Origin of the sequence: Elioraea sp. Yellowstone, from assembly GCF_006704265.1 — a bacterium.
In the GTDB taxonomy this organism is placed as follows: Bacteria; Pseudomonadota; Alphaproteobacteria; order Acetobacterales; family Acetobacteraceae; genus Elioraea.
Genome location: NZ_VIKA01000110.1, coordinates 1 through 10,616 on the forward strand (window position 1 = coordinate 1; position 10,616 = coordinate 10,616).

A 10,616-nucleotide genomic window follows, 5' to 3' on the forward strand; every position below is an offset into this window, starting at 1 on the left:
GTGGCGGTGTTGTGTAAAATCCACACGAGCGGCGCCGTGCCGGTCGCGCCGCTCTGGCAGGGCGGCGGCGGCAGCCCGGTGCCGGAGGCGGGGTTCCTCGGCTTCGATGCGGGCCGCCCGGACGGGGCGCGTCCGCCCGCGCGTCCGCGCGGCTGAGCGGCGCCTGAGCCGGAGGAATCCGGTCCATGAATTGGGGACTGACGTCGCGACTTGGAGTGCTGTAGCATTCCGCGAGGCTCACGCGTGAGGCGCGCGGCGGGAGGGAGGCTATCGTCCGGCCGCGGTCCAAGGGAGGTCACGGGACGATGAACGAGCAGGAACTCTGGCGTCTGATGCGCCGCGTGCGCGACGGCAAGATGTCGCGGCGCGCCTTCGTGCGGCGGATGGCGGCGGTCGGGCTGACCGCGCCGATGGCGACCCAGCTCCTCGCCTTCGCCGGGGTGAGCCCGGCCTCGGCGCAGAGCGTGCCCGAGTACAAGCCGACGCGGCGCGGCGGCGGGCAGGTGAAGATCATCTACTGGCAGGGGGCGACGCTCCTCAATCCGCATTTCGCGGTCGGCACCAAGGACCAGGACGGCAGCCGCCTGTTCTACGAGCCGCTCGCCGGCTGGGCGGCCGACGGCACGCTGGTGCCGATCCTCGCCGCCGAGATCCCCTCGATCGAGAACCGGGGCCTCGCCGAGGACGGCCGGTCGGTCACCTGGAAGCTCCGGCGCGACGTGAAGTGGCACGACGGCGAGCCGTTCTCGGCCGACGACGTGGTGTTCAACTGGGAGTACGCGCGCGATCCCGCGACGGCCTCGGTGAGCGTCGGCAGCTACCGCGACATCAACGTGGTGAAGGTGGACGACTTCACGGTGCGGGTGGAGTTCCAGAAGCCGACGCCGTTCTGGGCCGACGCCTTCGTCGCCTCGCGCGGGATGATCATCCCGAAGCACAAGTTCAAGGACTATGTCGGCGCCAACTCGCGCGACGCGCCCACCAATCTGCGTCCGGTCGGCACCGCCGCCTACCGCTTCGCCGAGTTCCAGCCTGGCGACCTGGTGAAGGGCGAGGCGAACCCGAACTACTACCTGCCGAACCGGCCCTTCTTCGATTCGGTGGAGGTGAAGGGCGGCGGCGACGCGGTCTCGGCCGCGCGCGCGGTGCTGCAGACCGGCGAGTTCGACTACGCCTGGAACCTGCAGGTCGAGGACGAGATCCTCAAGCGCCTCGAGGCGGCCGGCCGCGGCCGGGTGAACATCGTCGAGGGCGGCAACATCGAGTTCATCCAGCTCAACCAGACCGACCCCTGGACGGAGGTGGACGGCGAGCGTTCGAGCATCAAGACGACACATCCGTCGCTGTCGGATCCGGCGGTGCGCAAGGCGCTCAGCCTGCTGGTCGACAAGAAGTCGATCCAGGACTTCATCTACGGGCGCGGCGGGCCGGCGACGGCGAACTTCCTGAACAACCCGCCGCGCTTCCGTTCGCCCAACATGACCTGGGAGTTCAACATCGCCAGGGCGAACGAGATCCTCGACCAGGCGGGCTGGGCGCGCGGGCCCGACGGCATCCGCGCCAAGGGCGGGGTGAAGCTGAAATACGTCTTCCAGACCTCGATCAACGCACCGCGCCAGAAGACGCAGCAGATCATCAAGCAGGCGGCGCAGCGCGCCGGCATCGACATCGAGATCAAGTCGGTCACCGCCTCGGTGTTCTTCTCCTCGGATGTGGCGAACCCCGACACCTACACGAAGTTCTACGCCGACATCCAGATGTACACGACGACGATGACGCAGGCGGACCCGCAGCTCTTCATGAACCAGTACTGCTCGTGGGAGATCGCCAGCAAGGAGAACAAGTGGCAGGGCCGCAACATCGTCCGCTGGCGCAACGAGGAGTACGACCGCACCTTCCGCGCCGCCGAGGGCGAGCTCGATCCGGTCAAGCGCGCCGCGCTGTTCATCAAGCTGAACGACCTGATCGTCGGCAGCAACGCGATCATCCCGCTCGTCCAGCGTCCTCTGGTGAGCGCCAGCCTGAACGCGCTGCGCGCGCCGCTCAGCGCCTGGGACAATACCTTCTGGCTGCTCAGGGACTGGTACCGCGAGACCTGAGACGACGCAGCCTCCGGGCGCCGGCGTCGCGGCCGGCGTCCGGAGTGCCGCGAGCCAGCCCCCAGAGACGTGAGCCAGTATCTCCTCCGCCGCCTCCTGATCGCGATCCCCAGCCTGCTCGGCATCAGCGTCGTGCTGTTCACGGTGCTGGCGCTGGCGCCGGGCGATCCGTTCGAGGAGCTCGCCACCAACCCGGCCGTGCCGCCCGAGGTGCGCGCCGCGCTGCGCGCCAAGTTCGGCCTCGATGACCCGGTGATGGTGCGCTACTTTCGCTGGCTTGTGGCGATGATCAACGGCGACTGGGGCTACTCCTTCGTCAGCCGCGTGAACGTCGACGAGCTGATCCTCTCGCGCCTGCCGGTCACGCTGGTGATCCTCGGCTCCTCGCAGGTGCTGGCGCTGATGATCGCCCTGCCCGTCGGCGTGTTCGCCGCCACGCGGCCCTATTCGGTGTTCGACCAGATCGCCAACACCTTCGCCTTCGTCGGCTTTTCGCTGCCCACCTTCTTCACCGGGCTGCTGTTCATCCTGCTGTTCTCGATCACGCTCGACTGGCTGCCCTTCGTCTATCGCGCCGACATCGACGCCACCGGCTGGGCCTGGTTCTGGGCCCATTTCAAGCAGTCGATCATGCCGATCACGGTGCTCGGGCTGTTCCAGGGCGCGGCCTGGACGCGCTTCGTGCGCTCCTCGGTCCTGGACGTGATCCGGCTCGACTACGTCACCACCGCGCGCTCCAAGGGCCTGCCGGAGCGGGTGGTGATCGTCAAGCACGTGGTGCGCAACGCGCTGATCCCGGTGGTGACGCTGGTCGCGCTGCAGATGCCCTCGGTGTTCGGCGGCGCGATCGTGACCGAGCAGATCTTCCGCGTCCCCGGCATCGGCTCGCTGCTGATCAGCGCGATCCTTGCCAACGACACGCCCGTGATCATGGCGGTGACCTTCGTGTTCGCCTGCCTGGTCGTGTTCTTCAACCTCCTGGCCGACATCCTCTATGGCTGGCTCGACCCCCGCATCAGCTACCGCTGACGGCGTCGCGGTCCCGGCCGCGGCCCGGCCCCGGCGCATCTCGCCGGGGCGCGAGGCGTGGCGCCGCTTCCGCCGCCACAGGCTCGCGGTCGCGTCCTCCTTCGTGCTCGGCGCCATGGTGCTGGCGGTGCTGTTCGGCCCGCTGGTCTGGACCGTGCCGATCAACGAGATCGACTTCTCGGCGCGGCTCCAGGGCCCGTCCTGGGCGCATCCGCTCGGCACCGACGATCTCGGCCAGGACCTGCTCGCGCGCATGCTCTATGGCGGGCGCATCTCGCTTGCGGTCGGCGTCGCGGCGATGATGGTCGCGGTGATCGTCGGCACGGTCATCGGCGCGGTCGCCGGCATCTCGCGCGGGTCGGTGGACGCGGCGCTGATGTGGCTGACCGACCTGTTCCTCTCGCTGCCGCAGCTCCCCCTGCTGCTGCTGATCATCTACCTCTTCCGCGACACGCTGCGCGAACTGGTCGGGCCCGAGATGGGTGTGTTCATCCTGATCGTGGTGGTGATCGGCGGGTTCCGCTGGATGCCGGTCGCGCGGCTGGTGCGCGCCCAGTTCTTCTCGCTGCGCGAGAAGGAGTTCGTCGAGGCGGCGCGCGCGCTCGGTGCCTCGACGCCGCGGCTCGTGGTGCGCCACATCCTGCCCAATGCGCTCGGTCCCGTGATCGTCGCCGCGACGATCGACGTCGCCGCCGCGATCATCGCCGAATCGACCCTCTCCTTCCTCGGCCTGGGCTTCCCGCCCGACATCCCGACCTGGGGGCGGATCCTGTTCGACGCCAAGGACACGCTCGACTTCGCGCCGCACTGGGCGCTCTTCCCGGGAGCGGCGATCTTCCTCGCCGTGCTGACCATCAACTTCATCGGCGACGGGCTGCGCGACGCGCTCGATCCGCGCAGGGTGCTCTGAGCGTGGAGCGCGGCACCGGAGCGCGGCTGCTCGAGATCCGCGGCCTCAAGACGCACTTCGCCACCGATGACGGCTGGGTGCGCGCGGTCGACGGCGTCGACCTCACGCTCGACCGCGGCGAGACGCTCGGCGTGGTCGGCGAATCGGGCTGCGGCAAGACCGTCACCGCGATGACGGTGATGAAGCTCGTGGCGATGCCGCCGGGGCGGATCGTCGCGGGGCAGATCCTCTGGCAGGGGCGCGATCTCGTCCCCCTCGGCGCGGACGAGATGCGCGCGATCCGCGCGCGCGAGATCGGCATCGTCTTCCAGGAGCCGATGACCTCGCTCAACCCGGTCTACACCGTGGGCGAGCAGATCGCCGAGGTGGTGCGGCTGCACGAGGGCCTCTCCAAGCGCGCCGCGCTCGAGCGCGCGGTCGAGATGCTGAAGCTCGTGCACATCCCCAACCCGCAGCGGCGCGTGCACGACTACCCGCACCAGTTCTCGGGTGGGATGCGCCAGCGCGTGATGATCGCGATGGCGCTCTCCTGCGGCCCCCGGCTCCTGATCGCCGACGAGCCCACGACCGCGCTCGACGTCACGATCCAGGCGCAGATCCTCGACCTGATCGCCGAGATGAAGGCGCGGCTCGGCATGGCGGTGATGCTGATCACCCACGCGATGGGCGTGGTGGCCGAGGTCGCGCAGCGCGTGGTCGTCATGTATGCCGGCAAGGTGGTGGAGGAGGCGCCGGTGGGCGAGCTGTTCGCGCGCCCGCGTCATCCCTACACCCAGGGCCTGATCCGCTCGATCCCGCGCATCGATACCGCGGCGGTGAGGAAGCAGCGGCTGGAGGCGATCCCCGGCGTCGTGCCGTCCCTGCTCCACCCCCCGCCCGGCTGCCGCTTCGCCGCGCGCTGCCGCTTCGCGATGGCGCGATGCGTCGAGGCCGAGCCGCCGCTGCGCGAGGTGGCGCCCGGCCACAAGGTCGCCTGCGTGCTCGATCAGCCCGCGTGAGGACCGACGGAATGACCGAGCCGCTGCTCCGCGTGAAGGACCTGGTGAAACGCTTCCCCGTCACGGGGGGCCTGCTCAAGCGCGTGGTCGCGCATGTGCACGCGGTGGACGGGGTGAGCTTCGAGCTCGCCGCCGGCGAGACGCTCGGGCTGGTCGGCGAATCCGGCTGCGGCAAGTCCACCACCGGACGCTGCATCCTGCGCCTGATCGAGCCCACCTCCGGCGAGGTGTGGTTCGAGGGCAGGGACGTCGCGGCCCTCGGCAGGGCCGAGCTCGCGGCGCTGCGCCGCGACATGCAGATCATCTTCCAGGATCCCTACGCCTCGCTCAACCCGCGCATGACCGTGGGCGCGATCATCGGCGAGGCGCTGATCATCCACGGCCTCGCGAAGGGCCGGCGCGCGTTCGAGGACCGGATCGTCGAGCTGCTCGAGACCGTCGGCCTGAACGCCGATCACGCGCGCCGCTTCCCCCACGAGTTCTCGGGCGGGCAGCGCCAGCGCATCGGCATCGCCCGCGCGCTCGCGGTCTCGCCCAAGCTGGTCGTCTGCGACGAGCCGGTGAGCGCGCTCGACGTCTCGATCCAGGCGCAGGTGATCAACCTGCTCGAGGACCTGCAGGAGAAGTTCAGCCTCACCTACCTGTTCATCGCCCACGACCTCTCGGTCGTCGAGCACATCAGCACGCGTGTCGCCGTGATGTATCTCGGCCGGATCGTCGAGATCGCCTCCTCGCGCGATCTCTACACGAACCCGCTGCACCCCTACACGGAGGCGCTGCTCTCGGCGGTGCCGATCCCCGATCCGACCGTGAAGCGCGAGCGCATCCGCCTCGAGGGCGACGTGCCCAATCCGCTGCGCCCGCCGCCGGGCTGCCACTTCCACACGCGCTGCCCGATCCGGCAGCTGCCGCTCTGCAGCACCGAGACGCCCGGATTGCGCGAGGCGCGGCCGGGCCACTGGGTCGCCTGCCACCTGCGCGGATGAGGCCGCCCGCGCGCGTGCGGGATCGGCGATCGCGCGACCGTGGCGGCAAGGATCGTCCGCCGTCCGCCCCCGTGCGGCCGGCCAGCCGGGCACCGCGCCCGCCCGCGGTCAGGCGGGGCGGCTCTCAGGCGGGGCGGTTCAGAGCAGGAACACCGCGAGTAGGATCAGCAGCAGCACGATCCCGACGATCGACCAGGTCACGAAGGTCAGGAAGCCGCCATAGACGCGCTCGCGCGCCTGCAGGAACGCCTTCAGCTCCGGATCGTCGGTGGTCATCGCTCCGCCGTGCTGCGCCATCGTCTGTCCTCGCTTTCGCCCGCGCCTTCTAGTCGCCCGACGGAGCCGCCGGCAAGGGGTTGAACAGCGCCGACTGGGCGGTGGCCGGGCGCGTCCCGCCGCGGATGAGGCCGGCGAGGGCTGCCGGATAGAGCCGGTGCTCGGCGGCCAGCACCCGCGCGGCGAGCCGGGCGGCATCGTCGTCCGGCAGCACCGGCACGGCGGCCTGGGCGAGGATCGGCCCCTGGTCGGTCGCCTCCGTGACGAGATGCACCGTGCAGCCGTGCAGCTTCACCCCGGCGGCGAGCGCGCGCTCATGCGTCCGCAGGCCCGGGAAGGCCGGCAGCAGGCTGGGATGGATGTTGAGCATCCGCCCCTCCCACAACCCGACCAGATACGGGGTGAGCAGGCGCATGTAGCCCGCGAGGCAGACATACTCCGCCCGCGCACCGTGGAGCGCGGCCTGGATCGCCGCCTCGTGCGCGGCGCGGTCGCGCCCGAAGCGGCGGTGGTCCACCACCGCGGCCGGCACGCCGGCCTCGGCCGCGACCGCGAGACCCGGCGCTTCGGGCACGTTCGAGACCACCAGCACGATCTCGGCCGGATAGGCCGGGTCGGCGGCGGCGGCGAGCAGGGCGCGCAGGTTGGAGCCGCGTCCCGAGATCAGGACCGCCACACGGCGCCTCATCCCGGCCAGCCCTCGGGCAGGGCGATCGTGACCCGCGGCCGGCCTTCGCCTGCGCGCAGCTCGCCGATCCGGTGCACCGTCTCGCCGGCGCCGCGCAGCATGGCTGCGGCCTCGTCCGCCCGCTCCGCCGCCACCACGACGACCATGCCGATGCCGCAGTTGAACACGCGCAGCATCTCCTCCGCCGCGACGCCCCCCTGGTGCGCGAGCACGCGGAACACCGGCGGCACGGGCCAGGCGGCGGCGTCGAGCGCCGCCACCACGCCCGCGGGCAGCACGCGCGGCAGGTTGCCCGGCAGCCCGCCGCCGGTGATGTGCGCCGCCGCCTTGAGCAGCCCCGCGCGGTGCAGCCGCAGCAGGCTCGCGACGTAGATCCGGGTCGGCTCGAGCAGGGCCTCGCCCAGGCTCGCGCCCGGCTGCCAGGGGCAGGGGCTCGACCAGCGGGCGGCGTCGGCGCCGAAGATGCGGCGCACCAGCGAGAAGCCGTTCGAATGCGCGCCCGACGAGGCGAGGCCGAGCAGCACGTCGCCCGGGCCGACGTCGCCGCGCGGCAGCAGCCGGCCGCGCTCCGCCGCGCCGACCGCGAAGCCCGCGAGGTCGTAGTCGCCGCCGCGGTACATCCCGGGCATCTCGGCGGTCTCGCCGCCGATCAGGGCGCAGCCGGCGATCCGGCAGCCCTCCGCGATGCCGGCGATGACATGCGCCGCCTCGTCCACCTCGAGCCTGCCCGTGGCGAAGTAGTCGAGGAAGAACAGAGGCTCGGCGCCCTGCACCACGAGATCGTTGACGCACATCGCGACGAGATCGATGCCGACCGACCGGTGCCGTCCGGTCTCGATCGCGATGCGCAGCTTGGTGCCGACGCCGTCGGTCGTGGCGACGAGCACGGGATCGGCGTAGCCGGCCGCGCGCGGGTCGAACAGCGCGCCGAAGCCGCCGATCCCGCCCATGGTGCCGGCCCGGGCGGTGGCGTGCGCGAGCGGCTTGATCCGCTCGACCAGGGCGTCGCCGGCGTCGATGTCCACGCCCGCGTCGCGATAGCTCAGGCTTGGTATGGCGGCCTCCGATCGGCTAAGGGAACCCGTGCCACGCGGCTCAGCGTTCTGGGGGGAGAGTTGGCGACAATAGACCGCCTGCGGCGGAGCGCGGCAATCGGGGTTTTCGTGATGCTGGTCACGCTCCCCCTGCTGGCGCCGGGGGCGCGCGCCCAGGGCGGATTCGTGGTCCGCGACGTCGCGGTGGAGGCGAGTGCCGCGACCCCGATCGCCGCGCGCGAGGCCGCGCATCTGCAGGGCTTCCGCGAGGCCTGGCGGCGCCTGCTCGAGAGCGAGGCGCCCGATCGCGCCGCCGCCCTCGCCGCGCTGCCCGATGCCGAGCTCGCGCGCCTGGTCGAAGGCTTCGAGGTGGCCGAGGAGCGCGTCACCGCCACCCGCTACGGCGCCACCATGACCGTGATCTTCCGCCCCGACCCGGTGCGCGCGCTGCTCGCCGGCGGCGCGGCGCCGGCGCGCATCGAGGCGCGCGCGGCCTTCGTCTCGCTCGCGGAGTGGACCGAGATCCGCCGCCGCCTGGCCGGCAGTCCGGCGGTCTCGCGGGTCGAGCTGCTCGGTCTGTCGTCCGCCGAGGCGCGGCTCGGCCTGACATTCACCGCCGGGATCGAGCGCGCGGTCGCCTCGCTCGCCGCCGCCGGCCTCGCCCTCACCCAGGGGCCGGACGGGTGGCGCCTCGCGCTCGGCGCGCCCTGACGTGCAGACCGCGCTGCCGGGTCCGGACGATCGGGATGCGATGATCACCCTTCCCAACGTGATCACGCTCGCGCGGCTGTTCGCGGTGCCGCTCGCGGTCTGGCTGATCCTGCAGCGCGAGATGGCGCTCGCCTTCTGGCTGTTCGTCGCCGCCGGCGTCTCCGACGCGGTGGACGGCTTCATCGCCAAGCGCTTCGGCGCGCGCAGCCATGTCGGTGCGGTGCTCGATCCGGTGGCGGACAAGGCGCTCCTGGTCTCGGTCTATGTCACGCTCGGGGCGAGCGGGTTCCTGCCGTCCTGGCTGGTGATCCTGGTCGTGTTTCGCGACGTGCTGATCGTCGGCGGCGTGCTGACGCTCTATGTTCTGGGCCAGGAGCCGGCGATCCGTCCGCTCTTCGTCAGCAAGGCCAACACCGCGATGCAGATTCTGCTCGCCGCCGCTGTGCTGCTGCATGCCGCCTACGGTGTGCCGTCGGCGGGCGTGGTCGCGGCGCTGATCTGGACGGTCGCCGCGACCACGCTGGCCTCGGGCGCGGCCTATGTCGCGCGCTGGGTGCGCGGGGGCGGGGCGGGCGGATGACCGCGGAGGAGGCCGAGGCCGGACGGCGCCAGCGCCGCTACCTGATCCTCGGCGCGCTCGCCGCCTTCGCGCTCGCGCTGCATCTCTTCGCCTCGATCCTGCTGCCCTTCGTGCTCGGCGCGCTGATCGCCTACCTGCTCGACCCGCTGGCCGACCGGCTGGAGGCGGTCGGCGTCCCGCGCAGCCTCGCCGCGGTCGCGCTGGTGGTCGCGCTGCTGGCGCTGATCATCCTGTTCCTGCTGCTGATCTACCCGCTGATCCTCGCGCAGCTGAACATCCTCCTCTCCCTCGTGCCGCAGTACCTGCGCGCGCTCGGCAACCTGATGCAGGAGGCGCTGGTCTGGCTCGAGGAGCGGCTCGGGCCCGAGGTCGTCGACCGGCGCCTGCGCGAGCTCGCGACCGGGCAGATCAACACCATGCTCGGCTGGGTCACCGGCGCCGTGGCGACCGTGCTGGGCGGCGGGGTGCAGCTCTTCAACGTGCTGATGATCGTCGTCGTCACGCCGATCGTGACCTTCTACCTGCTGCGCGACTGGCCGAAGATGGTGGCGAGCGTCGACTCCTGGGTGCCGCGCCGCTACATCCCGACCGTGCGCGAGCTCGCGCGCGAGATCGACCGCATCCTGTCGGCCTGGGTGCGCGGCCAGGCCCTGGTCTGCCTCATCTTCGCGGTCTTCTATGCGGTCGCGCTGACCGCCGCCGGGCTGCAGCTCGGGCTGATCGTGGGGCTGACCGCGGGCCTGATCTCCTTCATCCCCTATGTCGGCACGCTGACCGGGTTCGTGATCAGCGTCGGGATGGCGCTGGTCCAGTTCACCGACTGGCGCGATGTCGCCCTGATCGCGGCGATCTTCGTCGCGGGCAACATCGTCGAGGGCTACGTCATCTATCCGCGCCTGCTCGGCGACCGGGTGGAGCTGCACGCGGTCTGGGTGCTGTTCGCGCTGTTCGCGGGCGGCGCGCTCCTGGGCTTCATCGGCGTGCTGCTCGCGGTGCCGGCCGCTGCGGCGATCGGCGTGGTCGCCCGCTACTGGCTGAAGCGCTACCGCGCGAGCGCGCTCTATCGCGACGAGGGCGGGGCGTGACCGGTCCGGGCCAGCTCGCCTTCGCCTTCCCCCCCGCCGTCTCCTACGCCGAGGCCGATTTCGTGCCGGCAGCCGCATCGGCCGAGGCGCGCGCCTGGCTCGCGCGCTGGCCCGGCTGGCCGTCCGGACGGCTGGCGCTCTGGGGGCCGGAGGGGGCGGGCAAGAGCCATCTCGCCGCGATCTGGGCGGCGCGCACGCAGGCGGCCGTGCTGCCGGCCGA

11 protein-coding genes and 1 pseudogene are annotated in these 10,616 nt (G+C 71.6%); 9 read left to right on the plus strand and 3 right to left on the minus strand.

The annotated features are described in order from the left end of the window. The first annotated feature begins 305 nt into the window (after positions 1 to 305). The 5 genes from FK498_RS13895 to FK498_RS13915 all read left to right on the plus strand — a co-directional run bounded on the left by FK498_RS13895 (position 306) and on the right by FK498_RS13915 (position 6,022). Positions 306 to 2,099 (plus strand): peptide ABC transporter substrate-binding protein, encoded by a 1,794-nt coding sequence (locus FK498_RS13895; protein WP_141855525.1) that lies wholly within the window; start codon positions 306 to 308, stop codon positions 2,097 to 2,099. 69 nt (positions 2,100 to 2,168) lie between these two features. Further along, a complete protein-coding gene (locus FK498_RS13900; RefSeq protein WP_141855527.1) occupies positions 2,169 to 3,128 on the plus strand; it encodes an ABC transporter permease in 960 nt (319 codons plus the stop codon). Next, the gene (locus FK498_RS13905) at positions 3,094 to 4,038 is read left to right on the plus strand and encodes an ABC transporter permease (protein ID WP_141855529.1); all 945 of its coding nucleotides are present in this window, start codon (positions 3,094 to 3,096) and stop codon (positions 4,036 to 4,038) included. Before FK498_RS13900 ends, FK498_RS13905 begins: the two co-directional genes overlap by 35 nt. Before the next feature lie 2 nt (positions 4,039 to 4,040). Then, positions 4,041 to 5,036, plus strand: a complete 996-nt coding sequence (locus tag FK498_RS13910; RefSeq protein ID WP_141855531.1) for an ABC transporter ATP-binding protein — start codon at positions 4,041 to 4,043, stop codon at positions 5,034 to 5,036. A gap of 11 nt (positions 5,037 to 5,047) precedes the next feature. Then, positions 5,048 to 6,022, plus strand: a complete 975-nt coding sequence (locus FK498_RS13915) for an ABC transporter ATP-binding protein (RefSeq protein ID WP_141855534.1) — start codon at positions 5,048 to 5,050, stop codon at positions 6,020 to 6,022. 138 nt (positions 6,023 to 6,160) lie between these two features. On the opposite strand, the gene FK498_RS13920 is transcribed toward FK498_RS13915, so the two are convergent. Genes FK498_RS13920 through purM form a run of 3 tightly spaced genes read right to left on the minus strand, consistent with a single transcriptional unit; the run spans position 6,161 to position 8,041 of the window. Beyond that, a complete protein-coding gene (locus FK498_RS13920; RefSeq protein WP_202614860.1) occupies positions 6,161 to 6,319 on the minus strand; it encodes an aa3-type cytochrome c oxidase subunit IV in 159 nt (52 codons plus the stop codon). 28 nt (positions 6,320 to 6,347) lie between these two features. Further along, positions 6,348 to 6,986 carry a phosphoribosylglycinamide formyltransferase gene (gene purN / locus FK498_RS13925; protein ID WP_141855536.1) on the minus strand — a complete coding sequence of 213 codons (639 nt, stop codon included), beginning with the start codon at positions 6,984 to 6,986 and terminating at the stop codon, positions 6,348 to 6,350. Beyond that, on the minus strand, positions 6,983 to 8,041 hold the full coding sequence (gene purM, locus FK498_RS13930) for a phosphoribosylformylglycinamidine cyclo-ligase (RefSeq protein WP_141855545.1): 1,059 nt from the start codon (positions 8,039 to 8,041) through the stop codon (positions 6,983 to 6,985). Before purM ends, purN begins: the two co-directional genes overlap by 4 nt. A gap of 111 nt (positions 8,042 to 8,152) precedes the next feature. Here purM and FK498_RS13935 point away from each other — a divergent pair, with 111 nt between their 5' ends. The 4 genes and pseudogenes from FK498_RS13935 to FK498_RS13950 form a co-directional block, all read left to right on the plus strand. Further along, positions 8,153 to 8,731 carry a hypothetical protein gene (locus FK498_RS13935; protein WP_202614861.1) on the plus strand — a complete coding sequence of 193 codons (579 nt, stop codon included), beginning with the start codon at positions 8,153 to 8,155 and terminating at the stop codon, positions 8,729 to 8,731. Between the two features lie 40 nt (positions 8,732 to 8,771). Then, the gene (locus FK498_RS13940) at positions 8,772 to 9,311 is read left to right on the plus strand and encodes a CDP-alcohol phosphatidyltransferase family protein (protein WP_141855539.1); all 540 of its coding nucleotides are present in this window, start codon (positions 8,772 to 8,774) and stop codon (positions 9,309 to 9,311) included. Then, a complete protein-coding gene (locus tag FK498_RS13945) occupies positions 9,308 to 10,396 on the plus strand; it encodes an AI-2E family transporter (protein ID WP_141855541.1) in 1,089 nt (362 codons plus the stop codon). The genes FK498_RS13940 and FK498_RS13945 overlap by 4 nt, the downstream gene beginning before the upstream one ends. Continuing rightward, positions 10,393 to 10,616 (plus strand): annotated as a pseudogene (locus tag FK498_RS13950) (hypothetical protein); the annotation flags it as partial. The gene FK498_RS13945 and the pseudogene FK498_RS13950, both read left to right, overlap by 4 nt.

Excerpts from the sequence above, each read along its gene's own strand:
- FK498_RS13895 (WP_141855525.1), top strand. The coding sequence starts at position 306 with ATGAACGAGCAGGAACTCTGGCGTCTGATGCGCCGCGTGCGCGACGGC.
- FK498_RS13905 (WP_141855529.1), top strand. The coding sequence starts at position 3,094 with ATGGCTGGCTCGACCCCCGCATCAGCTACCGCTGACGGCGTCGCGGTC.
- FK498_RS13915 (WP_141855534.1), top strand. The coding sequence starts at position 5,048 with ATGACCGAGCCGCTGCTCCGCGTGAAGGACCTGGTGAAACGCTTCCCC.
- FK498_RS13920 (WP_202614860.1), bottom strand. The coding sequence starts at position 6,319 with ATGGCGCAGCACGGCGGAGCGATGACCACCGACGATCCGGAGCTGAAG.
- purN (WP_141855536.1), bottom strand. The coding sequence starts at position 6,986 with ATGAGGCGCCGTGTGGCGGTCCTGATCTCGGGACGCGGCTCCAACCTG.
- FK498_RS13935 (WP_202614861.1), top strand. The coding sequence starts at position 8,153 with ATGCTGGTCACGCTCCCCCTGCTGGCGCCGGGGGCGCGCGCCCAGGGC.
- FK498_RS13940 (WP_141855539.1), top strand. The coding sequence starts at position 8,772 with ATGATCACCCTTCCCAACGTGATCACGCTCGCGCGGCTGTTCGCGGTG.
- FK498_RS13945 (WP_141855541.1), top strand. The coding sequence starts at position 9,308 with ATGACCGCGGAGGAGGCCGAGGCCGGACGGCGCCAGCGCCGCTACCTG.